Source organism: Bacillus sp. FSL R9-9492 (assembly GCF_038007365.1).
GTDB classification, from domain to species: Bacteria; Bacillota; Bacilli; order Bacillales; family Bacillaceae_G; genus Bacillus_A; species Bacillus_A mycoides.
On record NZ_JBBOXC010000001.1, the window covers coordinates 4,181,985 to 4,207,601 of the forward strand.

The following is a 25,617-nucleotide window of genomic DNA, read 5'->3' on the forward strand; positions in this document are numbered from 1 at the left end:
AGTTCTCAAAAAAGAACAACTTATCATACGATAAGTTGTTCTACTTTCCATGTTGTATCTTTCCAATTTCTAAAATAATCTCTTCATCTTTTTTTCCTTCTGTATCAATTCCAAGTTGCTTAGCATGCTCAATTAACAAATCATGGCGCTGCTCAAATCTAGCGGTATCTACTTCTTTTGTAACCTCTTCTTTTGTTTTCCCCTCAGTAGAAACTCCTAGTTTAGTAGCTGCTTTTTCCATCGATTTCTTCTCTTCAGTTTCTTTCACTTTCTTCACTTCTGACTGCTGTATTTGCTTTTGTTTCGACTGCTCTGATTCAGCTGCAAAAGCTGTGTAAATTCCAGCACTTCCGCCAACGACTAGTAAGGTGGTAAAAAGAATTATTTTTTTCTTCACTCTTTCCTCCCCTTTCAAATTCATTATAACGCACATTTTTACAGTGTGAAAAACATTTCTCCTTTATTTCCCTAAAAAAATATCGAATGTTTTTATTGACATGTATGATGAATATATGATAAAAATTTAACTAACATCATATGAATCGGCGTTGATAGGATTTAGTAGTATTTCGTTTTCTGATTTCAGAGAGCTGGTGGTCGGTGCGAACCAGTACAGAGCGATTTATGAATTACCCCCTGGAGCTTCTTTTACGAAACGTGAGGAGTAGTGAAAGACGGTTTAGACCGTTATGTCTAAAGAGTGGTGAAATGAAACTGTTTCACAATTTAGGGTGGTACCGCGAATTTTTCGTCCCTGCATATATTGCAGGGGCGTTTTTATTTTTATGAGCGCATATCATATGATCCTTTATTTTGTGATACATTCCTTTCACAAGCTAGGGTGGTACCGCGATTTCTTCGTCCCTGCATAATTATATGCAGGGGCGTTTTTTTATCCAATCATTTCCGTATCATATTGAGATGTTGACAATTACCGTTAATTTGTCACAAAATCCTAAATTTTAGAAGGAAATATACAATATTGGCGAATTTTATATAAAAAAGAGCTATTTTAAATTACTTAGGAGGGGAAAACAATGGTTTCAAAAATTGAATCTGTTCTTTTAACAATTTTTATTTTTTTCTGTATTGGCTTTAGTGTTATCAAATTAGAAGTTTCACCACACATCCCAATTTTATTTGGTATCGTTCTTTTATTAGCATTTGGATTTATGAAAAAAATCTCTTGGTCTACTATGGAAAAAGGAATGATAAGTAGTGTTTCAGCTGGTATTCCATCTATTTTTATTTTCTTACTTGTAGGCGTATTAATTAGTGTTTGGATCGCAGCTGGAACAATTCCAACTTTAATGGTATACGGATTCCAACTTGTATCTCCAAAAATTTTCGTTCCTACTGTTTTTGTTGTTTGTGCAATTGTTGGAACGAGTATCGGTAGTGCATTTACAACTGCCGCAACTGTAGGACTTGCCTTTATGGGAATGGGTAGTGCTCTCGGATACGATCCAGCTCTGATCGCTGGTGCAATTATTTCTGGTGCATTCTTTGGAGATAAAATGTCTCCTTTATCTGATACAACAAACTTAGCTCCTGCTGTAACGGGTGTAGATTTATTTGAGCATATTCGCAACATGCTTTGGACAACAGTTCCTGCTTTCATTATTGCTTTTATCGCATTTTTCATTTTAGGAAGCGGTACTAGTGGAGACGTTGACTTCACAAACTTTATTAGCACGTTAGAAAAAAACACAACGATTTCTATCGTTACACTTATTCCAATTTTATTACTGTTCCTATTCGCATTTAAAAAGGTTCCAGCAGTTCCAACATTGCTTGCAGGAATTGTGGTAGGAATTATTATTCTCTTTATTTTTAAACCTAGCACTTCTTTAGCTGATTTAATGAAAATTATGCAAGACGGCTACGTTTCTAAAACTGGTATTAAAGACATTGATAGCTTACTATCTCGCGGTGGTCTACAAAGTATGATGATGTCGATTGCTCTTATTTTCCTAGCTCTTTGTATGGGAGGATTATTACAAGGAATGGGTATTATAGCGCAGCTGATGAATATTATCTCTAGCTTCGTAAAAAATAGCACACGCTTAATTATTTCTACTGCTTCAACTGCAATTGGTGTAAACTTCTTACTTGGTGAGCAGTACTTATCCATCGTTTTAACAGGACAAGCATTCGCTAATAAATACGATGAAGTCGGTTTAGAACGTCGTAATTTATCACGCGTATTAGAAGATGCAGGTACAGTCATTAACCCGCTCGTACCATGGGGTGTAAGTGGTGTATTCTTAACAAACGTCCTTGGCGTTCCAACATTCGATTACCTTCCATACGCAATCTTCTGTTTAGCTTGCCCAGTCTTAACGATTATCGTCGGCTTTACTGGATTTGGCCTTTCATGGAAGAAAGAAAAAGCAGTACCAGTTTCATAATATATACGTAAAAAAAGGATTACCGATTACGGTAATCCTTTTTTTACAATACTTTACTATCTATTTGCTTTCTTTCTTCTAAATAACATAAGTAATCCCGCTCCAACAAACGCCAAACCTGCTCCAATTGTAGAAGCAACACTTGTACCTGTTTTCGGTAAATCACGTACTTCTTTATTTTCACTTACAGTTGTTGTTTCTTTTGAGTTTTGATTATCCGTTGTAGTTTGTCCAGATCCTGTATTATTTCCATCTTGTTTTGGTTCATTTCCATTATTGCCTTCACCTGTTGGTGGTGTCGTTGGATTTTCTCCGTTATTGCCTTCACCTGTTGGCGGTATTGTTGGATTCTCTCCGTTATTGCCTTCACCTGTTGGTGGTGTCGTTGGATTTTCTCCGTTATTGCCCTCACCTGTTGGTGGCGTCGTTGGATTCTCTCCACCAGTTTCCTTATCATCATTCTTCTTCGTTATATCAATTGCATATTTAGCAAATTCATTTTCAGATGGTCCAACATATGATATCTTTCCATCTTTCTTTATATGATTTTGTGCATTTGGTGAAGAATCAAATGTTGTATTTAATTTATCTGCAACAATCGGCTTAAACGTCCAATTTTGATCTGCTGCTGGATCAATAATTGGTGTTTCTTGCATATATTTCACAATGATTTGACGTGTTTCATCTTGTGATTGGTATACAACTTCCCCTTTACTTACACCAGGGAACGTTTGGCTACTTCCACGATAGTTATTTGTAGCTACGATGAACTCTTGATTGTCAGCTACAGGCTTACCTTCATACGTCATATTTACAATACGATTCGTATTTTCATTTACAACTTTACCATCTTTATCGTATTTCGCTGGTTGCGTCACGTCAATTTCGTATTTTAGACCATCTAAAATATCAAAATTATATGTAGGATAACCTATATTTACTAGTGGCTGTTCTTCTGTTTTCTTTGAATCAATTTGATTAAACTGACCTGCAGACATTTCAAGCCATTCTTTCACTTGTGCCCCATTTACTTTTACAGCATATAACGTATTCGGATATACATATAAATCTGCAACGTTTTTAATCGCTAACGTTCCAGCTGGAATATCAGTATAATATGTAGCACCGTTTCGGCCACCTGCTTTAAATGGCGCACCTGCAGATAAAACTGGAATTCCTTTATATTTGCTATACTGTCCATTTTCAGCAAATAACTTTTCTACATACCATTTTTGTGCATTTGTCACAAGTTGTACAGAAGGATCATCTTGTACTAATGAAAAATAACTATTAATTGGTGCTGTCGTTTTACCTACAGCTGTATTTACATAATCGATTGTCGCTTGATGATCATCTTTAATTTCATTAACTAGTTTTTGATCAGATTGTACTAATGGGTTCCCTTTACTATCAGCAATCGGACGAAGTTGCGGCTTAGACTGATCTTTTTGTACTTCCCATTTTCCATTTACCTTTTTCAATTGCATATCAATAATACCTAAGTTACTACCAAAAACACCAGGCATTACAACTGGAACACCATTAAATACGTCCTTCACTTCAGTATGTGAATGTCCCATTAATACTGCATCTACGCCAGGAACTTCTGTCGCTAAATAAAACGATGCATTTTCCATTCCTTCGTTGTATCCACTCTTATCAACACCTGAATGCGCTAGTGCAACTATAATATCCGCACCTTGCGCCTTCATTTCCGGAACTAATTTTTTCGCTGTTTGCACAATATCTTTTGCTTTTACTTTTCCTTCTAAATTCGCTTTATCCCAATTCATAACTTGAGGTGGAACAAATCCCATTACACCAATTTTCACCTTTTGTTTTTGACCTGATTCATCCACTACTTCTTTCTCAAAAATATGATATGGTTTATCAAAGTAATGCTTGTCATTCTCATCATTACCATCATGATCATCTATATAGACATTCGAGTTAATAACCGGGAAATCCGTTTTTTTAATCACTTTTTTTAAATACTCTAAACCGTAGTTAAATTCATGATTCCCAAGAGAGATGACGTCATACTTCATTAAATTCATTACACGATATAATGGATGGACATAGTTAGGATCAACAGAATTCTCCTTCTCCTGATCTTTTATTTTATTCGCTACATAATCTCCAAGCGGTGTCCCTTGTAATGCATCTCCATCATCAAATAGGACAGAGTTTTTCGCTTCTTCACGTGCTTTATTAACGAGTGTTGCAGTTTGCACAAGACCTACTTTATTATCTGTTTTCGTTTGATAATAATCGTAATTCATTAAGTTAACGTGAATATCCGATGTTTCTAGAATTCGTAAGTTAACTGTATTCTCCCCAGCTTTTTCCTCTGCATGAGCTGTTGTCGGCAACACTTGCGGTGCTATAACGCCAATAGCAAGTGTTGCTCCAGCTAGCATTTTTTTTGACTTTTTCACAAAAAAATCCCCCTTATATAATTACCCCAAAATAATGAAGTGCATCTCTATCAGTCCCTAACCACATACCTTTTTTCTTCTATTAGAGCGATGCTTTTCACTTTATCCCACGTTAACGAACAACAGACTGCTCCCTCAAAGAAATAGGTAAACAAAAAGTTCCACTGCTCTTTAACGCCCGATTGGTTAAGATACATCATTAGTAGGAAATCATGCTCCACTAACAATAATTTCACCTTATCTGACATTATCATATATAAAGTTCTTTCGTATCGTCAATATTTTTTGACAAACTTCAACAAATTTTCTGTAAAGTTTTCATAAACAGATAATATGCCCTTACATTGCTTATACTGCTGAATATGATACAATTACCAATTACAAGGAGGATGAATTTATGAAAAAAGTCATCTTAACAATTGTTTGTCTCCTCCTTCTAATCATTTCTTATTCTAATTTTGAAAAGAACGATGAGACAAAACAAAAAGAAAATGAAAGAAAAACAGAAAAAACATCTGCTCCCAGTTGGATTGATAAGCAAACGAATGATTCCTTTTATCACCTCGTATTAGGTGATTCACTTGCAAAAGGATATGGATCTACACAAGGGGGATTTGCCGAATTAGCTTCTAAACAATTAGAAGGACAAATTCATAAACCAATTAGGGTAGAAAACCTCGGTGTAAATGGTCTCACTACAGATCGTCTCGTTAAAAAAGTCCAGTCAGAAGAAGTTCAACAAAAAATTAGGGAAGCAAATATAATTACTATTAATATTGGAGCAAATAATTTATTCCGCTTAAATCGTGATGTAGGTGTTATAGATGGTATTAAAATTTTAAATAAGGAAAAAGCCCGTTTTGAAACGGATGTAAAAAATATTGTAAAGACCGTTCGAGATCAAAATCCGAATGCTTTACTCATTCTCTCTGAACTCTATAACCCTTTACAACTAGATGACTCCATCTCAAGTTATGCAGATATGTTTTTAGATGGTTGGAATGATTCTGTTTATTCTATTTCAAAAGCAAATCAACCGTCGATCGTTTTACCAATTCGCAAATTAATATCGAATGATAAAAAAGAATTACTATTTGACCAAGTACACCCAAATGATAACGGTTATGCGATAATTGCCAATACATTTACAAAACAAGTGTTATCCTACAAATATTAAGGTTACCGTGAAACAATTCTATTTTTATACCTTGTCTTTTTTGTTACAATGATAGTGGAAGGGGGCCGTTATATGGAATCACGCGAGTGGGAACGTATTGTTGATCATCTTCTTTCGCTAGTGCCTCTTTTTTATCGCAAATTTATGCTTCCTGGAGAGTTTTCTTCTCAAAGACATATGCCGCCATCACATACGCAAGTGTTACTGCTTTTGCATGAAAATGGTACATTAGCAGTTTCAGAAATTGGCAAGCGGCTAGCGATTTCACGGCCTAACATGACCCCTCTATTAAACAAACTTATTCAAGAAGAGCTAATAGAGCGTCATTATAGCGAAAAAGATCGAAGGGTCATTTTAATTTCCCTAACAACTGAAGGGAAAATGTTAGTAAGTCAGTATCAGCAATTCATTTTAGGAAAACTAAAAGAAAATTTTCAAACATTATCTGAGGAAGAGCGTGAAAAGCTCATTTATTCTCTTAAAACCATTCAAAATTTAATTTTGAAAACAAACGCATAAAGCTGCTTCTAAATAGAAGCAGCTTTATGATTCGTAATAATTACCATAGTATACATTTGAATACGGCCATGTCATTAAATACGGTTTTCGTTCTTGAACAAGTTGCTGCTCAGGCTGTTGCATTTGCTGCATTTGCTGTATTTGTTGCTGCGGATATACTCCGAATTGCTGTCTCACTCCAGTTACAGGATAATAATTTGTATATGGATATACTTGAGGTACATAGTAATAATACATTCATTCTCTCCCCCTTTTTCTTAAACATATTCAAAGGAGAAAATGAATGTGACATTCTTTATATTTGAACAAGTGGTTCTCTCACTTGTTTCTTTCTTTTCTTCAAACGTAACTTACGATTCTTTTCATATAAATAATGCACAACGAAATATGAAATTACCCCAAACACAATTCCTATTATCGTCATACCAATTAATACATATACTTCACTCTGTAATAAGCTCTTTAACATCGTAAAAATATGGCTCGAAAACAAATCTGATATCGTAAATGGTTCATGATGTATTTTCTGTACATGAAATGGGTAAATCATTTTTCCTAGCGCATAAGCAAATGGAAATAAAAATACTGGGAGAAACGATATTTTCCCAATAATATTACCAATGACTGCGGCTGGAAAAGATCCTTTTGCTAACCTGACAATTGGATAAAATATTAAATATACGAGCGATGCCGTATAAATTACCAACATTTCTAAACCAAATCCAATCGCAAAACCTAACGACACTTTCTTTGCTCCTTCTGGTGATCGAAGCAACTTATAATATTGAAACTTTAATATTCTCCACATCCGCTGAAAAAACGAATATGTTTTCTTAGTTGTTTTCAAATTCATCATCTCTTTAACTATATTTTTTCTATCTAGTATGTCCTTACATGATATGAAAAACAAATGTAGTTTACTCTTTTTATTATAAATGATATAGAGATGGTTAACCAAATATACATACGACATTTCAATATAAAAAAGCACACCTCTAATTGTTATTCGTGTCTAAAAATTTGAGGTGCACTTTAGTTGGACGGCTTCTTTCTTATTTATTCTCCTAATGTTTGTCCCATGTCATTTATTTTTATATCAAGACGAAAAAAGCACTTGTTGCCTTTTGTCTGCAAGTAAGTGCTTTAAGTTCATATATTATAGTCAAAGCTTATATCCGTAAAAATACTTTTGTCCCTTTTCCCAGTTTTCACTTGAAATTCCATTTATATAAACAATAAAATCTTTATAATTGCTTGCACTAATAATAGTGGTGTAATCCGCAGGCACTCTTTCACCAGTCCAAATTGATAATAAAGATGGTATTAATTCCATTTTTAATGGTTCTTTATTATTTGCAGCAATCATAACCCGCTGAATCATTTTTTTAGCTAAGTCTCCTGGAAAAGCTAAATTTTGTTGAAAATAATATCTATCTGTATCCTTTTCCTGACAATATATAAAATAAAAACTTCCAATTTCATTAATAGTTGCCTCTTCACCAATTTGCTCTTCAAAATTAATAAAAGAATCAATAGAGTCTCTTATTATAGTAGCTGTATCACTAACTTCCTCCCACTCTTCCAGTAAAGCCAATAAATATGGAATTACCTCAAAAGAAAGTGAGGTTGTGGCTGCTGATGCAAAAGTCTCTACTGTCTCTTCAGTTGCCTCACTAAGAAAACGAAGATTATTTGAATCCCTTAAGTCTTCATGTGTTGCGACAGAGAAAAACACTCTAATACATAAATTTAGAATCGTCTCATCTTTAGTCTGATTCATTAATTGAACGAATAGTGGTTTTTGAGTAAAATCCCCCGTTTTAAATAATTCTATTAAGTTAAATAAAACTTCCTTTTCTGTTACAGATTTTAAAATTTCTTCTTTAATTTCCGATTGAGCTAACGTCGTTTTTTCTCCAAACCATTTACTACTCATCAGATTTCCTGTTTCTCCCATAAACGCACCTACTTTCATTAAATTATCTCTTCCCATTTTCTTTAATTAATTTATCTAAATACTTATGTTACTTCAAATCCCACAATATATATGAGTCTGATCGTTTATTTTTAAAATATGTAGAGTGCTCTTTTCTAGTAGATACATTTAAGTTATGATTTCCCCTCCATTTACTATTTAAGGAAAGTGTACCATCATTATTAACTAAAATTAGCTCTTTACTATCGCCATCTTGAACATTGCGATAAATTACAGTCTATAAAATTTAAGACTTCATACACTTATACAATTATACGTGTACCAACTTATTTCTACGCTAAAACAAAAAAGCACTTGTTGCCTTTAATCGACAACCCAGTGCTTTAAGTTCATCTGTTTTTAAGTAGCATAGATTTCTAAGTTTTGTAGTAACAGTTTGACAGCCTTTATATGTTGTGACAACTACTACGTTAAAACTTACGAGTTTGTACGAGTTCATTAGTTTTATGTCCATTCCATGTGTTTATATTCATCATCCAGTAAAATGTCATCTCGCCTAAGCTCGTACTTCGTTTTTCTATTCTATCATTGCACACAGTACTCCATGATGGTACAACCATCATGGAGTATGTACTTTTTAATAGCTTATTCTTATTCTTATTCTTTTTCTTTTTCTTTCCACTCCAATAATAAATTCTTTTCTGTTAGCTTGCCTTATGTGCTTATATATCGTTTCAACTTTAAACATTAGATGGTTAGATGCTCTTAATTACCTCATTAACAGATTCACTAAACATATCAGGGTCTTCATTTTTTATATCAATCAATAATTCTTTAATACTAATCGTAATTGATGGATCAAATCCCGAAAGTACTTTTCCATATGCTAATCTTACTTGAGGGTGATTAAGAATTCTATAATGTAAAATTTCTACCCATTCTTTAGCTGAGTTAATCATCTTTGGAAAAGCTTTAACAATACATACAAGTCCTTCTTCTATGTTATTTTTATATAAGCTCTCTATTCCATGAATCAAACCAAACATAACCTCAAATTGCTCAGTCTCATCATCCAGAACTAAACATAAATCTGTAATAACAGAGACGTCATTGTACTCTATTACTTCCATTAATGACTCATTAAAATCTCGTATCTCATTTTCATTTTCTAATAAACGATTATCATATAGTCTTTTTAAATGACTCTTAATATCCAAAGGTAATCATCCTTTCCATGTTTTATTTATCAAATAAATGCGGATACAGCTCTTTGTTTCTTTTAATAACTTCTCTTAAACCTTCTCTTATCTCAGCAGTATATAAACCATCTTTTATATAAATTTTTCGAGCATCCAAGATATCATGAGATAAGGCCTCACGAAAGCTAAGGTTTAAATACGCCTGCGATTTTTCTCCTGATAGACCATATGTATATGTTTCACGATGTCTCCCACCAGTTCCAGGATGAGGTTGTTCCATATTCATACTCACACCATCATTCCTTTTTATACCAGCTTGTTTCATTTTCTGTGCAGAAGGCATATGATGTGGAGTAATATTATCAAAAGCAGTTCCTTGTTTCACAAGTTGTTTATAGGTTCCAACTTTTCCTTCATTAGTCAATAGAGCTTTATCCGCACCATTAACTCCATTGACTTTCTCCACAGGTACTTTTTTAGCTTTATTCACAGCCTCAGTAGCCTTAGCAGTCATTTTAACTCCTTTTCCTACTTTAGCTATCTTTCCAAAGGGTGTAAGGCCGGCTACAGCCATGACACCTGCCCCAGCACGTTCCCACCCCGAAAGTTTTTCGCCAGTAGATGGATCAATACCATCCCAAACACGACGAACATCATACTCCCCACTTATTTCACCCGCTATATCCCTAGCTAGTTTTTTACCATCAAAACCCTCTTTTTCTGATGATAGTGGTCCACACATTGCACCTTTTTCCATTGTAACATCTTGATTATCTGTATTGCGGAATTTCTCAGCAATTCGTTTCAAATCTTCTTCTACTTTTACAAGTGAATGAATAGATGTAAAAGCTTTTGGTCGCGCATCATTGAACATTTGAATGAACTGTTGATTGGAGGCACCAATCCACTGAAAACACAATTGATCTATTTCATTACATAATTTATTATGTATAGATTCTAATGCGATTCGAGTATTACTTGCACGATTAGCAACTTCTTCTAGCATTTCAGGTGTTACTTTAATTTGAACCATTTTTTTCCTCCCTCTCCCAATTAAAATTATGAGATAAAAAGAAAAAAATGTAAATACGGAAACTTCAGGCTAACCAAAAGTCTTTATATAACATAAAACCTGCTTAACAACAAATGAAGTGTATGTGAAGTAAAGGAAAGAGCCTTCCTGGTGAACAGGGCCCAAAAGGTTAGATAAAAAATTAAGTAGCTATTTCTCTAATGGATATCCCTCGTCTATCCATATAATTAAGTACATTCAGTGTATACTGAATGGAATATGTTTTTATTTCATTTACTTTTTCTTCTAGTAAGAATTTAACCATAAAAAAATACACCTCCAATTGTTATTCGTGTCTAACAATTGGGGTGCACATCATTTAGGAAGGCTCTTCTACATTTTTAAATAAACTTACTAATAATGCTTTTTGCGCATGTAATCGATTACCAGCTTGCTCAAATACGATAGACTGTGGTCCATCTATAATTTCTCCTATTACCTCTTCTTCACGATGGGCAGGTAAACAGTGTAAGAAACGATATGTTTGCTTCGCATGCATAACAAGTTCTTTATTGATTTGGTAAGGTTGAAATAAAGTATATTTCTCTTCTTCTCCCTCTTGCCCCATGCTCATCCAAACGTCAGTATAAATGAAATCCGCTTCACTCACCGCTAGTTCAGGGTTATGCAAAATTTCAATTTCAGCTCCTGTTTCTTCAGCAATCGCTAACGCTTTTTTTACAATTTCCTCATTCGGTTCATACCCTACAGGCGTTGCAACAGTCATATTCATTCCGACTTTCGCACTCGCTAACAACAATGAATGACATACGTTATTCCCATCACCTACGTAAGCCAATTTAATTCCTTTAAATGTCTTCACTTCTTCATAAATCGTCATTAAATCTGCCAACGCTTGACATGGATGATGATCATCCGTTAATCCATTAATTACAGGTATGCTCGATTCTTTTGCAAGCTCTTCTACATCCGCATGTGAAAATGTACGTATCATAATCCCGTCAATGTAATGAGATAACACTTTCGCAGTATCTGAAACGCTCTCCCCTCTTCCAATTTGCATCTCTTTCCCACTTAAAAACATGCCATGTCCTCCGAGCTGTACCATTCCTGCTTCAAAAGATACGCGAGTACGAGTTGAATGTTTATCAAAAATGAGCCCTAATATTTTTCCTTGTAATAAAGGCTCCTGCTTATTCTTTTTTAAATATATAGCAAACTCAATTAAAGAAATGATTTCTTCTTGCGTCAATTCTTCTAGTGTTAAAAGATCTTTCGTATTTAATTTCGGTACTTGTACAGTTGACATGAAATTCCCCCCTTATATGATTGATGCATTTTTTGTACAAACCACTTTTTTTATCATATATACTGCCTGTTCTAGCTCTTCATTCGTTACAATGAGTGGCGGTAATAGTCTTATAACATTAGGCCCTGCTTGTAATACGAGAAGTCCTGATTTTTCTAGTTGTTCTATAAAACTTGAAACTTCATGCTTACACTCAATTCCAATCATAAGCCCCTTACCACGTATATTTTGAATATATTCGACATGTTGTAATTCCTCTTGCAACTTCTCTAATACGTACTCGCCCTTTTCTTGTACTTCTTTTAAAAACGATGGTCTTTTACTTACTTGTAATACTTCTTTCGCTGCAGCCATCGCAATATAATTCCCGCCAAAAGTTGAACCGTGTGATCCTGCAGTGAACGACGTTCCGAGCTCTTTCCGACCAATCATCGCTCCAACAGGAATACCATTTCCTAGTGCCTTTGCAACGGTAACGATATCAGGTTTTATTCCCATTTGTTCGTAAGCGAATAGTGTTCCTGTTCTTCCTATCCCCGTTTGTACTTCGTCTATAATAAATAAGGAGCCAAACTTATTACATAATGCTTCAATTGCTTTCAAAAAAGATAAATCAGCAGGTATGACTCCTCCCTCTCCTTGAACAACTTCTACCATTATCGCCGCAACTTCTTCATTCATTACTTCCTCTAACGCCTTTATATCGTTAAAAGGGATATGTAAAAAAGACGGAAGGAGCGGACCAAATCCTTCTTTCACTTTATTTTGCCCCGTCGCACTCATCGTTCCGAATGTTCTCCCGTGAAAAGACTGCTCACATGTTACGACGAGAGATTTTCCAGTATGCTTACGGGCTAGCTTCAAAGCTGCTTCATTCGCCTCTGCCCCGCTATTACAAAAGAATACATGATCTAATGCTATATTTTCTGTTAATAATGACGCGACTTCTTCTTGTAAGCTGTTTGTAAACAGATTAGATATATGCCATATATCATCAAGTTGCTCTTGTACAGCTTTCATCACAGTAGGATGACAATGTCCTACATTACATACTCCAATACCGGAAGTGAAATCTAAATATTGCTTACCATTTGTATCAATAACTTTCGTTCCCTTTCCCTTTACAAACTCAATAGTTCTTCTCCCATACGTTTGAAAAAGATGACTTGTCATACAATACTCACTCCTTTCGTTACCGTCGTTCCAATACACTCTCCGGTAACTTCAGCAAAGTCTTTTGTACCATTCACGACACTTACCTTTTGCACTCCCATTTTTAATGACGCTAGTGCCGCCTGTACTTTCGGAATCATCCCGCCTGTAATAACCCCTTTTTCAATAAAAGTATCAATTTCAAATTCGTCCGTTTTCTTTACTAATTTTCCTTCATGTAATATTCCATCTACATCTGTAATAAAAATGAGTTCCTTTGCAGATAATGCTGCCGCAATTCCAGCTGCAGCATTATCCGCATTTATGTTATAAATCTCATTTTCATTTATCCCGATTGGAGCAATAACAGGAATATAATTCATATTTATTAACCCTTTTAGTAAGGCTGTTTCGACATAACTTACTTCTCCCACATATCCTATCTCCTTGCTGACAGGTTGAACTTGAAGTAAATTGCCGTCACATCCTGAACAACCTACCGCAAGTAAATTATGCTTTTTTAAATTCATTACGAGTTTTTTATTCGTACTTCCACATAGCACCATTTGAACAATATCCATAACTTCTCTTGGTGTTACTCGTAACCCATCTCTTTTCTCTACTTTGATGTTACAATCTTTTAATTTGGCATCAATTTCTGGACCACCACCATGAACAATCACTACCTTATACTTTTGTTGCAATTTCTTTATACAATCAAAAAACACATCATTTAATTGATCCAACATACTACCGCCGCATTTCACTACAATATAATCGCTCATCTTCCCTCTCCTTATGTACGATAACAAGCGTTTATTTTCACATATTCATAGCTTAAGTCACAGCCCCAAGCTGATCCGTTCTCTTCTCCTAAATGTAAATACACATCAATAATAATTTCATGTTCTTGTAATCTCTTTTTCATTTCCTCTTCAGAAAACATTTGAGGTTCACTATTTTTTAACACAGCGATAGATTGAAGAGTAATATCAATTGTATTCGGATTAATCTCTACTTCACTTTGTCCAATACTGCTAATAATTCGCCCCCAATTTGGGTCTTCACCATATATCGCTGTTTTCACAAGACTCGAACCGACTATTTGCTTTGCAATTTTCTTTGCTTCTTCATTTGTTCTAGCCCCTAACACGTTTACTTCTATTAACTTCGTAGCACCTTCACCATCTTGTGCAATTTTTTTCGCTAAATCTTCACATACCTTTTGTAAAGCAACTACGAAAGTTTCCCAGTCTTCATGTTCCATATTCATCGTTTTCGTTTCTGATAATCCACTTGCCATAACGATGACCATATCATTTGTAGAAGTATCTCCGTCCACCGTAATTTGATTAAACGTATGATTCGTAATTTGTGATAATGCTGTTTGCAATACTTCATGCTCTATATTGGCGTCTGTTGTAATAAAACTAAGCATCGTTGCCATATTCGGTTTGATCATCCCTGAACCTTTTGCGACCCCAGCAATGATCACTGCTTCCCCATCAATTATCATCTCATAGCAAGTTTCTTTCGTTATAAGATCTGTCGTTAAAATTGCTTCACAAAAAGAATAAGCTTCACTTACTTCCTTTGTTGGCACAAGAGATTCAATTCCCTTTCGAATGATATCCATCGGTAAAGGTACTCCAATTACACCTGTTGAAGCGACTGCGACGTACTTTTCTTTTACTCCAAAGTGTTCCGCTCCTAATGTTCGCATCTCATAAGCATCTTGCAATCCTTTCATCCCCGTACAAGCATTTGCATTGCCGCTATTTACAACAATTGCTTGTAATTTCCCTTCTGCTGCTATGCTCTCCTTCGTTACTTGCAACGGCGCTGCTTGTATTTGATTTGTTGTATACACAGCGGCACATGATGCTGGCACCTCACAAACGATTGCACCCAAATCCTTTTTCACCTTTTTCAGACCATTTGCAGTACCGATTGCCAAAAAGCCTTTTGGTGTAACAATTGAACCATTTGTTAATTTTTTAATAGACGATGCTTTAATCATAATTTCCCCCTTATGGATAAAGCGGCATATGCTGTAAACCCGTTGTCTCTTCTAGTCCCGCTAATAAATTTGCATTTTGAACTGCTTGCCCTGCCGCACCTTTCATCAGATTGTCTATAACAGAAACGACCGTAACTCTTTCTGTTCTTTCATCGTAAGCTATCCCAATATCACAATAATTTGAGCCCCTTACTTCTTTCGGACTTGGAAATTCTCCTTGCAAGCGAACTCGAACGAAAGCTGAGTATTCATACGTTTCTTCATACAACTTTTGAAGTTGCTCTATTTTCATTTCCTCTTTCACTTTCGCATAAAGTGTAATCATAATCCCTCGTGATATCGGTATTAAATGTGTACTAAACGTGATTGGCTTCGTTTCACGATTCCACTCTGCAAGCATTTGCTCAATCTCAGGAACGTGCTGATGTTGATTAACTTTATAAATGTGTAAGTTATCGTATAACTCAGGAAAGTGAGTCATTGTTGTTGGCGTTTTGCCCGCTCCAGATACTCCTGATTTCGCATCAATAATAATCGAAGCTTCTTCAATTATGCCGCTACGTACTAACGGCGCTACCGCTAATAATGCAGCTGTAGCAAAACATCCTGGGTTTGCAATTAAATTTGCATTTTGGATCTCATGCCTTTTCCATTCACTTAATCCATATACTGCTTTCCTAAGAAGTTCTTCCTGTGCAGCTGGCCTTTTATACCACAATTCATATGACGAGGGATCTATCATACGAAAGTCTCCAGATAGGTCAATTACTTTTAAACCTACTGCCAATAATTTTGGTGTTAACTCTGCCGATACTCCCGCTGGGGTTGCTAAAAATACAATTTCAGCTTCCTTCTCTATTTTCTCCGCATCAATTTCTTGTAACGTATGGACAAGAACATTTCGAAAATGCGGGTATACATTTGTTATAAATTCACCGACTTGTGAAAAAGAATGGAGAGATGCTATCGAAAAATATGGATGTTGCTCTAATAACCGAATTAACTCAATACCTCCATATCCAGTTGCTCCAATAATTGCGACTTTCATAAGCTCCTCCTCATATCTATTCTTTAAATTAAGTTTGATTATAATATTGCATAATTATAAAGTCAATTAAATATTTATAATTTTTAAAAACTTCAAAATATTAATTTTGCTATAAAAGCAATATATACAAGTGGATTTTTATGCAAAAATAGTGCATAGTAGTATTTTCATTTCACTTCAAGTACAATAAAACAATACATGTATACATACAGGCGGGGAAAAACATGAATAAAAAATTAATTGAGAAAATGATTATAAAAAGTTTTCGGCAATATCAATGTAATCCGGTTTCAAAAGAGGATCAGGAAATGCTAATTAAACATATTCAAATGATAATTCATTTAAAGACTGAAATTGATGTATACGAGGCTGTTGAGGATATCGTTTACGATTATGTGACTGGAAAATAAAAAATAGGAGATTTCCATATGGAAATCTCCTATTTTTTACTTAATGATTTGCCTGCAACGCGTTCAAATAAACCTGGGAATAATGCGTAGAGCTTTGGCCCCATTCCCATCCACTTCGGCAAGTTTACTTCACGTTTTTTCGTTTGCATCGCCTTTACGATTTGTTCTGCTACATATGTTGGTTTTAACATGTAACGTCCCATATTTTTCACATATGTACCTGATTGATCGGCTATTTCAAAAAAGTTCGTATCTATCGGTCCTGGGTTAATTGCTGTTACATATACATTTGTGTTAGATAACTCCATACGTAAACTATTCGTAAATCCTAATACAGCGTGTTTTGTTGCTGCATAAGCACTCGACTTCGGAGTTGCAATTTTTCCAGCCAATGAAGCAATATTAATAATTTGTCCTTCGTTCCTTTTTACCATATTAGGTAATACCGCTTTCGTACAAGCTACTAATCCAAATACATTTACTTGAAACATATCCTTTACTTCATCCATTGAAGCATCTTCAAACGTTTTAAAAATACCAAACCCAGCATTATTTACCAATATATCAATACGTCCTACTTCTTGTAATACCTTTGAAAAAACAGATTGTACTTTCGTTTCTTCACTTACATCTAATACATAGTAATAGCAAGGCGTATTATAAGTTACTTTAATTTTGTCTGCTAATGCTTGTAGCTTCTCTTCTGTTCGAGCCATTAATACCGGCGTCGCCCCTTGCTCTGCAACCTGCATTGCAACTTGCTCTCCAATTCCACTAGAAGCACCTGTAATGACGATTACTTTTTCTTGTAAACGTCCCGTCATTGCTGTCACCTACTTTGCATAATAAATCAATTGTTGTGAAGATTCATCAATCATCACCTGTTGATTATATGCTAAAAAGTCTAATTGTCCAACAGTTTCTGAGATAGTAAGTGGCAATTGCTCTTTATATAATACCGGAAATAGTTTTACACACACTTCAAATGCTGTCATTGGCTTTTCCTTTAATAGTTCAAGCACTTTAAAAGCACGTGTCTCTTGCTTTTGTAATCTTGTTTCAATAAGTTGTTTCACATTCAGAACATCTTCCCCATGCCCTGATAAAATCCGTGAAATATTCATTTCACTTAAACGTTTTAACGTTTGATTGTACTGCAATAAAGGATGCGCTCTTTCTGTTTGCCCTTCATATGGTGGTTCTAATATTGGATTTGAAGAAATATGACTAATGAGAGCATCCCCACCAATTAATATTCCATCAGATTCTCTATATAATGAAATATGAGTGGAAGCATGACCCGGGGTTTCAATCACTGTAAATCCAGGTAACGAATCTATACGATCTCCCTCTCTCACGGTATGTGTTAACGATCTATTACAAGAATATTTAAGTGTCTTCGTCGTCAATAACGCCTCACCATTCAGAAATACTGCTGGAACGCCGAACTGCAAGGCTGTCTCTTTAAAAAATTCATGATACCTCTTTAAAAATTCAGCATTCTGTGTAATCCACGGTTCATTCCAAGGATGTCCGATAATCTTTACTTTTTCAGAAAATGTATTTAAAAGTCCGCAATGATCCGCATGGTGATGCGTAATCACTACCGTTTCAATATCTTCTATCTTATATCCTAATGCACCTAATTGACTTTCTAGTGCTTTCTTTGCTTCTTCTGTATTTGTCCCTGTATCAATTAACGTTAATGTTTCTCCCTCAACTAAAAACACATTCACTGTCTCAACTGCAAATGGAACAGGAATCTCCATTCGATGAATCGCCGTCATGCTTAGCCCCCCCCTGTCTTTTTCCGGTTCAAAAATGAATACCTCTTCAGTTTACAACTTCCCTATAAATTTGTCATTATTTTCAGATAAAAAGAGGTCTTTTCCATAAAAAAACGAATGTATGTACATTTATAAGTATTTCTAACCAAATTTAAAGGAGGCACATCATGTCTATGCAAAACATTTCCTTTCTCGGTGCAGGCTCTATTGCCGAAGCGATTATTGGTGGCTTATTAAACGCAAATGTTGTTAAGGGAGAACAGGTCACTGTAAGTAATCGTTCTAACGAGACAAGATTACAGGAGTTACATAAAAAATACGGTGTCAAAGGTACACATAATAAAAAGGAATTACTTGCTGATGCAAATATTCTTTTTCTAGCTATGAAGCCAAAAGATGTCGCAGAAGCGGTTATTCCTCTTAAAGAATACATAAATAATGACTTGCTTATTATTTCATTATTAGCAGGTGTTTCTACTCATTCAATTAGAAACCTACTTCAAAAAGACGTTCCGATTATTCGTGCAATGCCAAATACATCTGCAGCCATTTTAAAATCCGCTACCGCTATCTCACCTTCAGAACACACAACGGAGGAACATATTCGCACTGCAACATCTTTATTTGAAACGATTGGTCTCGTCTCCGTTGTAGAAGAAGAAGATATGCATGCTATCACTGCATTATCTGGAAGTGGACCAGCTTATATTTATTACGTGGTAGAGGCACTGGAAGAGGCAGCAAAAAAAATTGGTTTAAAAGAAGATGTTGCAAAATCTCTTATTCTTCAGACAATGATTGGTTCTGCTGAAATGCTAAAAGCAAGCGAAAAACACCCTTCTATTTTGCGAAAAGAAATTACTTCTCCTGGCGGAACAACTGAAGCAGGTATTGAAGTATTAAAGGAGCATAATTTTCAACAAGCATTAATCTCATGTATTACACAAGCAACGAAACGATCACACGATCTTGGAAAAACATTAGAAGAAATAGCAAAAGAAAAATAAAAAACGGAGCTCAACTTTATTTGAGCTCCGTTTTTACTTTAATCATATGATATGCTTTTAGTTATTACTCTTACCAAAAATCTCTTCTTGCAAACGACGACCTGTCGGTGTTGCTGCAAGGCCACCTTCTGCTGTTTCACGAAGTGCTACTGGCATCGTTTGTCCAATTCTAAACATCGCCTCAATGACTTCATCACATGGAATTGTACTAGTTACACCAGCTAATGATAAATCAGCTGAAATCATGGCATTCGCAGCTCCTGCTGCATTACGTTTTACACAAGGTACTTCTACAAGCCCTGCAACAGGATCACATACTAAACCAAGCATATTCTTTAATGAAATCGCCATCGCTGTAGCTGCTTGATCTTGTGTTCCACCAGCCATCTCAACTGCTGCTGCAGCTGCCATTCCACTTGCTGAACCTACTTCAGCTTGGCAACCTCCTGCCGCGCCAGAAATACAAGCATTATTCGCAACAACCATACCGAAAGCTCCTGCTGTAAATAAAAATTCAATCATTTCTTCGCGTGTCGGCTGTAATTTTTCTTGCAGTGCAAACAGTACACCTGGCACTGTTCCAGCAGATCCTGCTGTTGGTGTTGCACAAATAATTCCCATCGCCGCATTTACTTCATTTGTCGCAACAGCTTTACTCACTGCGTCCAAAATCGTATCTCCAGATAAGCCTTTTCCACTCTGCATATACGCTTGGACTTTCACAGCATCCCCGCCAGTTAAACCAGTCGGTGATTTTACACCACGAATACCGCGTTCTACTGCTTGTTCCATCACGACTAAGTTCTTTTCCATTCCAGCAATTACTTCTTCACGTGAGATATTTCTTGTTTGCATTTCACATTGAATCATAATTTCTGCGATTTTTACATTTTGCTCTTTAGCTTGCGCCACTAGTTCCGCTGCGTTCCGAAACATGGTGTGTCCCCCCTGCAATTAATCCATAATAGTTACTTGACAAATATTTTGTTGCCCATTTATTTCCGCAATTACTTCATCTGCTAATAATTCATCTGTTTCAATGACCATAAGCGCTCTTCTTCCTTTTTCTTTACGAGAAACACTCATTGTACTTATGTTAATCTCATGCTTAGCAAGGATTGAAGCTACAGCTGCGATAGCACCAAAGCGATCGTTATTTACAATAAGTAGTGCTGGACTCGTGCCTGTTAATTGAAGATCGAATCCGTTTAATTCTACAACTTCAATTTTACCGCCACCAATTGAGCAAGCAACAACTTCAATTTCCTCTTCACCTTTATACAGACGAATTTTCGCTGTATTTGGATGCGGAGCATTTGCATCTTCTTCAATGAATTCCACTTCAATCCCGCGTTCTTTTGCAATATCTAACGCACTTGGAATACGTAAATCATCTGTTTCAAATCCTAGTATTCCACCGATTAGCGCTACATCCGTACCGTGACCACGGTATGTTTTTGCAAATGAACCATATAATGAAATGCTAACTCTCTCTGGTTCATGACGAAACAGCTGACGAGCAACTTGCCCCATTCTTGCCGCGCCTGCTGTATGTGAACTTGATGGACCAATCATAACCGGACCAATAATATCAAACACTGAGCGATACTTCATCATAACTCCCCCTAAACCTCTATGAAAAAATTATTTACTATTCTATTAAGCTACCGAATCGGTTGCTGTTCCAGTCGTACCACGAATTTGTTCCGCTGTAAGAATTGGATAGTTTTTGAATAACAGTGAAGCAATATATCCTGAAATAATACCAGTTATAATAATAAATAAGAAACTTAGCATTACCTGCATTTAAAAATAATATAAGATAGTCCACAATAAAGTCTGGTAGCAATCCAAAGTTTAACACAGAACCCCTTACAAGCATAGCATAAACAAGTGAAACTCCCATTGCTTTCATACCTTTTGATATTTTAAAGCTAAAAAGGGAAAAAAGACTTAGTACAAATAATAGTAATATCCTTCCTATTATAATTTCCATGTTGCTCTCTCACGATTTAGTCAACTTCACTTGTTATGACAAATGGCTAAAACGCATGTAGCCTACAATAAATTATAATCTGCCCTCATTATAGCTTGTTTTTAATAAAACGCTTACTTTTAATGAATTTTAAAAGTTCTGAATAAAAATCCATTTTTGCTATTTGTACCACTCGTATGTCGTCTGACTTATATAACAGTTTTTCTAAATAATCGGTATTATGTATTTTTATCCTATATCTTCACATCATTAAAACTTTCTGTGTCATCCTATATAAAAATAAAATGATAACAGTTTTATTTTTAATTTTTTTTAGAAATAAAAAAAATGGCAACCTATCGTCACCATTTTTTCACAACATTATTATCTTTCTACTGGAAATGATTTTAAATCCGTAGCTATTTCTGTATTAGAAAATAGCTCTCTTGCCTCTTTCAATAATTCCTTATATGTATCTCCTTGATAACGAGAACTAATATGAGTCAATATTAAGCGTTTTGCATTTGCCTGAAGTGCAATACTCGCAGCTTGCTTAGATGTGGAATGAAAATAATCATACGCTTGTTGTTCATCTTCTGCCGCAAAAGTCGCTTCATGAACAAGTACGTCAGCATCTTGCGCAAGCTCTCTACTCGCTTCGCAATATCGTGTATCGCCTAAAATTGTAATAACTCTTCCTTTTTGAGGTGGGCCAATAAAATCTTTTCCATCTAACACTGTGCCATTCTCTAATTCAACTACTTCACCATCTTTTAAGCGTTTAAAAACTGGACCAGGTTTCACACCCATTCCCAGTAACTTATCCACTAAAAGAGCTCCCTGTATATCTTTCTCTACAATTCGATATCCGAAGCATTCAATTCCATGTGATAACCTTTTTGTTTCTACACAAAATTCATTATCCTCAAACACAATACCTTCTTCCGTAATCTCAACGATTTCAAGTGGATATTTAACGTGTGTCGTACTTACTAATAATGCCACTTCAATAAATTGTTTAATTCCTTTTGGTCCGTACACTGTTAATTTTGTTGTTCCACCTTGAAACGAACGGCTACCCAATAAACCCGGCAATCCAAAAATATGATCGCCATGTAAATGCGTAATAAATATTTTTTCAATGCGGCGTGGACGTACAGACGTATGTAGTATTTGATGTTGCGTCGCCTCGCCACAGTCAAATAACCAAGTCTGTCCTCGTTCTTCTAACAACTGCAAAGCAATTGCTGAAACATTCCTTCCTTTTGAAGGAACACCTGCACCAGTCCCTAAAAATACAAATTCCACTTTCTTTCCTCCAGCTCTTTATATAATCTATCTTTCATCTTACGGAATGTTATTTCAAATGGCAAATTGAATTTGTATAACCAATCATCTAGACAACTATATAACACGAACATTATACTTAAAAAATTTATCTATCGTTCGTATTTTGTGGTAAAATGATTGTACTACATTTTAAGGGAGCGTTTTATTATGAAAGAAGTATTTCGTTTACAAACTGATTTTTCATCTTCATTTGATCGCTGGGTAAGTTCTTTCGTTTCTGATCACCCAGCACAATTAGAATGGACGACTTTAAAAGAATTAATCCATGAATATACAACATCACATACAAATGAGACGTTACCAACATATATTTCTTCAGCTTTAACATATTACGCACAACGCGTTTCAACAACAAGTAACTCAGAAATTGTTATTTTTGAAAATCCTACAATCTCATAATCTATAATAAAAAGCACTGGTTACAGTGCTTTTTTATTTATACTTACTTAACAAACAATCATCTTCTGTCCGAAAATCTGTATACATACTCCGATCAAATTCATCTAAAATTATCTTTTCACTTGATTTATTAAATAATCCTTTTGCTTGTAGCGCAATTGAAACAACTATATTGTATCTTTTTTGTAAATATCTTTTCTTTATTTAATATCTATAAGTAAAACAATTGTTATTGCTTGAAAAACTTTGTGTAATGATATGTTTTACAAGATATTTGTTAAAAAGTTATAGCTAATATTAAAGAAATATTAATATTAGTAAATCTGTATATTTTATTTTATTTAGTGTGCTATATTTTTTAAGGGCTTACAAGTAAAAGAATAGGAGGAGAAAAAATGAAAAAAATAACAGTTCTAACTTTAACGGCAGGAATTGCCTTGTCAAGCTTTGCAGCATCAGCAGCAGCAAAGTCTAATCATGAAGATAGACCCTGGTCAAATGTATATCGTGTTTACAGTCCTAATGATGAAACACCATCTCAACCTAAATATAATAAAACGGCTTATTATATGAGGGTAGACAACATGTCGGGATTAGATGGATATTTCAATGCCTGGGCTGCATTAAAAGATGGTACTGATGTTTCGGATGGTCATTCATACAAAATGCGTGATGGTCAAGAAGAATTCTTATACAATTTAGCAGTTGAGAAATATAATTCTGGTATCAAGGTTAAAATTGATACCAGAAGATGGGCTGAGGGTACAGCAAGCGGTGTTTGGAGCCCGGATAGTATTCGTAAATAATTATATAAAAAAATGAACTTATAAATATAATACTTTATATTCTTGTAAGCCTTTCCTCGTAACATTACATATTTTAAATGTTACGAGGAGTATATTTGTATTTTTAAGAGGTGAAACATGGGTACTTATTTTAATGAAAGAATGAATAATAGGAATTTTTATTTTTCGCTTATGTTAGGAATAGCCTTATCTTGTGTATATATATTATATTATGTAATTCCACTAGCCGATAAAAAGGATGTTATCTTCACTCCATATACAACTTGGATGGGAATTAATAGTATTGTAACACCTTCCTTTTTATTTTTCTTTATACTTCCAGTTATTGCAAGTTCACCTAGTTCATCGATCTTTCAGGAAGATAAAAAAAATGGATCTTTTTTGTTTGTAATTATAAGAAGTAATTATAAAATGTATTTTCTTAAGCTGTTTAGTAAAACCTTTTTTATCGGTGGCTTTGTTGTTATTATTCCATTGATTTTAAACATTTTTTTATCATTTATGTTTCTTCCAAATGTAAATCCTGACGAAGTTTTAAATTCCAATATAGGGATGTATGAGCGAGCGACCTTTTTTATTAACATTTATTTCACTCATCCTTTTATTCATATGATGTTATATACAGTTATTGCTTTTGTTTATGGAGGAGCATTTGCTTTGTTTTCTCTTAGTATGTCCTTTTATGCCAAGCATACTTTTGTAACTTTATTAAGTGCTTTTTTATTACAACTTTTTTTAATGATAATTAATTTATTTTATCCTATGCCCCTCGCTCCTATATATTTCTTATCTGAATCCCATATATATCATGGAGCCAATATTATTGTTTCTATTTTAGTGTTAATAGGGATTTTTATTTTATCGATAATTTTATTTTTAAGAGGAGTAAAAAGACATGTTATTTTATAACCTTTTAAAAATGTATTTATTAGAGTTGTTTCAAAAACGAGGGTTATTTGTGATTAATATTTTATTTCTTATAGTTGGTGTGTCTATTCACCTCATTAGATCATTTTACTTTTTATCTAATGATTCTTTGTTTTCATTTCTTAGTACTTCAAGAGATATGAAAATAGTGTTATTTAGTTATCTTCCATTATTGTTGCTTTTTTTCTATTCATTTAATTATACGGATAAGAATGTTTATATGTATTTTAGACATAACACTCGTCAATCATATTGTTTTCATTTAATCATAAAAATTGTAAGTCTAACAATCATCTATTCAAGTATCTATCTGTTAATTGTAGGAATTAATTTTTTTATTGTGAAAGAAAAAATAGTGATTTGGTTGCTCCCATCTTCAAATTGGTTAGTAATTACATATTTTATAGTATCGTTATGGCTAGTAACTGTAGCAATATGCATTTTTGCACAAATACTAGTTTTTTTCATTAAAAATAAAGCTATTTGTATTTTTACTATTTACTTCCTTATTACGATAGATCAGTTGTTAGAAAAAAAATATAATTTCTCTTTATTTTGGTCAAAAGGTTTGATTTTCCAAGAAAAAGATTGGTTTCTAATAGATATAATCTTGATGAAATTGGGTTTTATGTTAGGGATTATTAGTATTTCATTTGCTATATTGAATATTTGTTTACATCGGATGGACTTATATAACGGAAGTGATTAATTATG

General features: G+C 34.6%; 28 protein-coding genes and 1 other annotated feature. Of the genes, 9 read left to right on the forward strand and 19 right to left on the reverse strand.

Annotated elements, in window-relative coordinates:
- Positions 1-40: 40 nt before the first annotated feature.
- Positions 41-397, reverse strand: coding sequence for a hypothetical protein (locus MKY70_RS21240; RefSeq protein WP_002128995.1), 357 nt, complete (start codon positions 395-397; stop codon positions 41-43).
- Positions 398-539: 142 nt separating this feature from the next.
- Positions 540-759: a binding site (T-box leader), on the forward strand.
- Positions 760-1,037: 278 nt separating this feature from the next.
- On the opposite strand from MKY70_RS21240, the gene nhaC reads away from it, so the two are divergent.
- The gene (nhaC, locus tag MKY70_RS21245) at positions 1,038-2,411 is read left to right on the forward strand and encodes a Na+/H+ antiporter NhaC (RefSeq protein WP_002143067.1); all 1,374 of its coding nucleotides are present in this window, start codon (positions 1,038-1,040) and stop codon (positions 2,409-2,411) included.
- A 56-nt stretch (positions 2,412-2,467) separates the two neighbouring features.
- On the opposite strand, the gene cpdB is transcribed toward nhaC, so the two are convergent.
- A complete protein-coding gene (gene cpdB, locus MKY70_RS21250) occupies positions 2,468-4,849 on the reverse strand; it encodes a bifunctional 2',3'-cyclic-nucleotide 2'-phosphodiesterase/3'-nucleotidase (RefSeq protein WP_088034348.1) in 2,382 nt (793 codons plus the stop codon).
- Positions 4,850-5,246: 397 nt separating this feature from the next.
- On the opposite strand from cpdB, the gene MKY70_RS21255 reads away from it, so the two are divergent.
- Positions 5,247-6,026 (forward strand): GDSL-type esterase/lipase family protein, encoded by a 780-nt coding sequence (locus tag MKY70_RS21255; RefSeq protein ID WP_088034346.1) that lies wholly within the window; start codon positions 5,247-5,249, stop codon positions 6,024-6,026.
- Between the two features lie 72 nt (positions 6,027-6,098).
- A complete protein-coding gene (locus tag MKY70_RS21260) occupies positions 6,099-6,545 on the forward strand; it encodes a MarR family winged helix-turn-helix transcriptional regulator (RefSeq protein WP_002088507.1) in 447 nt (148 codons plus the stop codon).
- A 24-nt stretch (positions 6,546-6,569) separates the two neighbouring features.
- On the opposite strand, the gene MKY70_RS21265 is transcribed toward MKY70_RS21260, so the two are convergent.
- From MKY70_RS21265 to argC, 11 genes are all read right to left on the reverse strand, one after another.
- A complete protein-coding gene (locus MKY70_RS21265) occupies positions 6,570-6,782 on the reverse strand; it encodes a hypothetical protein (protein WP_088034343.1) in 213 nt (70 codons plus the stop codon).
- Positions 6,783-6,840: 58 nt separating this feature from the next.
- Complete coding sequence (locus MKY70_RS21270) at positions 6,841-7,392, reverse strand: DUF2062 domain-containing protein (RefSeq protein ID WP_033728147.1); 552 nt, start codon at positions 7,390-7,392, stop codon at positions 6,841-6,843.
- A gap of 315 nt (positions 7,393-7,707) precedes the next feature.
- Positions 7,708-8,520: an Imm47 family immunity protein gene (gene imm47 / locus MKY70_RS21275; protein ID WP_088034338.1), complete on the reverse strand. Its 813-nt coding sequence runs from the start codon at positions 8,518-8,520 to the stop codon at positions 7,708-7,710.
- Between the two features lie 716 nt (positions 8,521-9,236).
- Positions 9,237-9,698, reverse strand: coding sequence for an Imm30 family immunity protein (locus MKY70_RS21280; protein ID WP_002190613.1), 462 nt, complete (start codon positions 9,696-9,698; stop codon positions 9,237-9,239).
- Between the two features lie 22 nt (positions 9,699-9,720).
- A complete protein-coding gene (locus MKY70_RS21285; RefSeq protein WP_061689288.1) occupies positions 9,721-10,713 on the reverse strand; it encodes a WXG100 family type VII secretion target in 993 nt (330 codons plus the stop codon).
- A 181-nt stretch (positions 10,714-10,894) separates the two neighbouring features.
- Entirely contained in the window at positions 10,895-11,017 is a 123-nt protein-coding gene (locus MKY70_RS21290; protein ID WP_254904990.1) for a hypothetical protein, read from the reverse strand.
- Positions 11,018-11,071: 54 nt separating this feature from the next.
- A complete protein-coding gene (argF, locus tag MKY70_RS21295) occupies positions 11,072-12,022 on the reverse strand; it encodes an ornithine carbamoyltransferase (RefSeq protein ID WP_088034336.1) in 951 nt (316 codons plus the stop codon).
- Between the two features lie 12 nt (positions 12,023-12,034).
- Positions 12,035-13,195, reverse strand: a complete 1,161-nt coding sequence (locus MKY70_RS21300; RefSeq protein ID WP_000200537.1) for an acetylornithine transaminase — start codon at positions 13,193-13,195, stop codon at positions 12,035-12,037.
- Entirely contained in the window at positions 13,192-13,959 is a 768-nt protein-coding gene (gene argB, locus MKY70_RS21305) for an acetylglutamate kinase (protein ID WP_088034334.1), read from the reverse strand. The genes MKY70_RS21300 and argB overlap by 4 nt, the downstream gene beginning before the upstream one ends.
- 11 nt (positions 13,960-13,970) lie before the next feature.
- Positions 13,971-15,194, reverse strand: coding sequence for a bifunctional glutamate N-acetyltransferase/amino-acid acetyltransferase ArgJ (gene argJ, locus MKY70_RS21310; protein ID WP_002192564.1), 1,224 nt, complete (start codon positions 15,192-15,194; stop codon positions 13,971-13,973).
- A 10-nt stretch (positions 15,195-15,204) separates the two neighbouring features.
- Positions 15,205-16,242 carry an N-acetyl-gamma-glutamyl-phosphate reductase gene (argC, locus tag MKY70_RS21315; RefSeq protein ID WP_088034332.1) on the reverse strand — a complete coding sequence of 346 codons (1,038 nt, stop codon included), beginning with the start codon at positions 16,240-16,242 and terminating at the stop codon, positions 15,205-15,207.
- Positions 16,243-16,466: 224 nt separating this feature from the next.
- Between argC and MKY70_RS21320 the strand changes: the two genes are divergently transcribed.
- The gene (locus MKY70_RS21320; protein ID WP_002192562.1) at positions 16,467-16,652 is read left to right on the forward strand and encodes a YqzH family protein; all 186 of its coding nucleotides are present in this window, start codon (positions 16,467-16,469) and stop codon (positions 16,650-16,652) included.
- A 29-nt stretch (positions 16,653-16,681) separates the two neighbouring features.
- Here the strand turns inward: MKY70_RS21320 and MKY70_RS21325 are convergent, their stop codons facing one another.
- Both MKY70_RS21325 and MKY70_RS21330 read right to left on the reverse strand, forming a co-directional pair.
- Positions 16,682-17,476 carry an SDR family oxidoreductase gene (locus MKY70_RS21325; protein ID WP_002143077.1) on the reverse strand — a complete coding sequence of 265 codons (795 nt, stop codon included), beginning with the start codon at positions 17,474-17,476 and terminating at the stop codon, positions 16,682-16,684.
- Between the two features lie 9 nt (positions 17,477-17,485).
- On the reverse strand, positions 17,486-18,439 hold the full coding sequence (locus MKY70_RS21330) for an MBL fold metallo-hydrolase (RefSeq protein ID WP_002014957.1): 954 nt from the start codon (positions 18,437-18,439) through the stop codon (positions 17,486-17,488).
- Positions 18,440-18,606: 167 nt separating this feature from the next.
- Between MKY70_RS21330 and proI the strand changes: the two genes are divergently transcribed.
- Positions 18,607-19,446, forward strand: a complete 840-nt coding sequence (proI, locus tag MKY70_RS21335; protein WP_341025663.1) for a pyrroline-5-carboxylate reductase ProI — start codon at positions 18,607-18,609, stop codon at positions 19,444-19,446.
- Positions 19,447-19,503: 57 nt separating this feature from the next.
- Here the strand turns inward: proI and sdaAA are convergent, their stop codons facing one another.
- The 4 genes from sdaAA to rnz all read right to left on the reverse strand — a co-directional run bounded on the left by sdaAA (position 19,504) and on the right by rnz (position 22,729).
- Complete coding sequence (sdaAA, locus tag MKY70_RS21340) at positions 19,504-20,382, reverse strand: L-serine ammonia-lyase, iron-sulfur-dependent, subunit alpha (protein WP_002033842.1); 879 nt, start codon at positions 20,380-20,382, stop codon at positions 19,504-19,506.
- 18 nt (positions 20,383-20,400) lie between these two features.
- Complete coding sequence (sdaAB, locus tag MKY70_RS21345; RefSeq protein ID WP_002088527.1) at positions 20,401-21,060, reverse strand: L-serine ammonia-lyase, iron-sulfur-dependent subunit beta; 660 nt, start codon at positions 21,058-21,060, stop codon at positions 20,401-20,403.
- 45 nt (positions 21,061-21,105) lie between these two features.
- Positions 21,106-21,252: a hypothetical protein gene (locus MKY70_RS21350; RefSeq protein ID WP_158080567.1), complete on the reverse strand. Its 147-nt coding sequence runs from the start codon at positions 21,250-21,252 to the stop codon at positions 21,106-21,108.
- Positions 21,253-21,805: 553 nt separating this feature from the next.
- Positions 21,806-22,729, reverse strand: a complete 924-nt coding sequence (gene rnz, locus MKY70_RS21355; protein WP_002014952.1) for a ribonuclease Z — start codon at positions 22,727-22,729, stop codon at positions 21,806-21,808.
- 189 nt (positions 22,730-22,918) lie between these two features.
- On the opposite strand from rnz, the gene MKY70_RS21360 reads away from it, so the two are divergent.
- From MKY70_RS21360 to MKY70_RS21375, 4 genes are all read left to right on the forward strand, one after another.
- Positions 22,919-23,170 carry a DUF3932 family protein gene (locus tag MKY70_RS21360; RefSeq protein WP_000665712.1) on the forward strand — a complete coding sequence of 84 codons (252 nt, stop codon included), beginning with the start codon at positions 22,919-22,921 and terminating at the stop codon, positions 23,168-23,170.
- 395 nt (positions 23,171-23,565) lie between these two features.
- Entirely contained in the window at positions 23,566-23,976 is a 411-nt protein-coding gene (locus MKY70_RS21365; protein ID WP_002033980.1) for a hypothetical protein, read from the forward strand.
- 117 nt (positions 23,977-24,093) lie between these two features.
- The gene (locus tag MKY70_RS21370) at positions 24,094-24,885 is read left to right on the forward strand and encodes a hypothetical protein (protein ID WP_341025665.1); all 792 of its coding nucleotides are present in this window, start codon (positions 24,094-24,096) and stop codon (positions 24,883-24,885) included.
- Positions 24,886-25,258: 373 nt separating this feature from the next.
- The gene (locus tag MKY70_RS21375) at positions 25,259-25,612 is read left to right on the forward strand and encodes a hypothetical protein (RefSeq protein ID WP_253719104.1); all 354 of its coding nucleotides are present in this window, start codon (positions 25,259-25,261) and stop codon (positions 25,610-25,612) included.
- Positions 25,613-25,617 lie beyond the last annotated feature (5 nt).

Excerpts from the sequence above, each read along its gene's own strand:
- sdaAB (WP_002088527.1), bottom strand. The coding sequence starts at position 21,060 with ATGAAGTATCGCTCAGTGTTTGATATTATTGGTCCGGTTATGATTGGT.
- MKY70_RS21290 (WP_254904990.1), bottom strand. The coding sequence starts at position 11,017 with ATGGTTAAATTCTTACTAGAAGAAAAAGTAAATGAAATAAAAACATAT.
- MKY70_RS21320 (WP_002192562.1), top strand. The coding sequence starts at position 16,467 with ATGAATAAAAAATTAATTGAGAAAATGATTATAAAAAGTTTTCGGCAA.
- nhaC (WP_002143067.1), top strand. The coding sequence starts at position 1,038 with ATGGTTTCAAAAATTGAATCTGTTCTTTTAACAATTTTTATTTTTTTC.
- imm47 (WP_088034338.1), bottom strand. The coding sequence starts at position 8,520 with ATGAAAGTAGGTGCGTTTATGGGAGAAACAGGAAATCTGATGAGTAGT.
- argJ (WP_002192564.1), bottom strand. The coding sequence starts at position 15,194 with ATGATTAAAGCATCGTCTATTAAAAAATTAACAAATGGTTCAATTGTT.
- MKY70_RS21300 (WP_000200537.1), bottom strand. The coding sequence starts at position 13,195 with ATGACAAGTCATCTTTTTCAAACGTATGGGAGAAGAACTATTGAGTTT.
- MKY70_RS21285 (WP_061689288.1), bottom strand. The coding sequence starts at position 10,713 with ATGGTTCAAATTAAAGTAACACCTGAAATGCTAGAAGAAGTTGCTAAT.
- MKY70_RS21370 (WP_341025665.1), top strand. The coding sequence starts at position 24,094 with ATGGGTACTTATTTTAATGAAAGAATGAATAATAGGAATTTTTATTTT.
- argB (WP_088034334.1), bottom strand. The coding sequence starts at position 13,959 with ATGAGCGATTATATTGTAGTGAAATGCGGCGGTAGTATGTTGGATCAA.
- argF (WP_088034336.1), bottom strand. The coding sequence starts at position 12,022 with ATGTCAACTGTACAAGTACCGAAATTAAATACGAAAGATCTTTTAACA.
- proI (WP_341025663.1), top strand. The coding sequence starts at position 18,607 with ATGTCTATGCAAAACATTTCCTTTCTCGGTGCAGGCTCTATTGCCGAA.
- MKY70_RS21365 (WP_002033980.1), top strand. The coding sequence starts at position 23,566 with ATGAAAAAAATAACAGTTCTAACTTTAACGGCAGGAATTGCCTTGTCA.
- MKY70_RS21255 (WP_088034346.1), top strand. The coding sequence starts at position 5,247 with ATGAAAAAAGTCATCTTAACAATTGTTTGTCTCCTCCTTCTAATCATT.
- argC (WP_088034332.1), bottom strand. The coding sequence starts at position 16,242 with ATGAAAGTCGCAATTATTGGAGCAACTGGATATGGAGGTATTGAGTTA.
- MKY70_RS21260 (WP_002088507.1), top strand. The coding sequence starts at position 6,099 with ATGGAATCACGCGAGTGGGAACGTATTGTTGATCATCTTCTTTCGCTA.
- MKY70_RS21350 (WP_158080567.1), bottom strand. The coding sequence starts at position 21,252 with ATGCAGGTAATGCTAAGTTTCTTATTTATTATTATAACTGGTATTATT.
- MKY70_RS21325 (WP_002143077.1), bottom strand. The coding sequence starts at position 17,476 with ATGACGGGACGTTTACAAGAAAAAGTAATCGTCATTACAGGTGCTTCT.
- sdaAA (WP_002033842.1), bottom strand. The coding sequence starts at position 20,382 with ATGTTTCGGAACGCAGCGGAACTAGTGGCGCAAGCTAAAGAGCAAAAT.
- MKY70_RS21330 (WP_002014957.1), bottom strand. The coding sequence starts at position 18,439 with ATGACGGCGATTCATCGAATGGAGATTCCTGTTCCATTTGCAGTTGAG.
- MKY70_RS21265 (WP_088034343.1), bottom strand. The coding sequence starts at position 6,782 with ATGTATTATTACTATGTACCTCAAGTATATCCATATACAAATTATTAT.
- MKY70_RS21360 (WP_000665712.1), top strand. The coding sequence starts at position 22,919 with ATGAAAGAAGTATTTCGTTTACAAACTGATTTTTCATCTTCATTTGAT.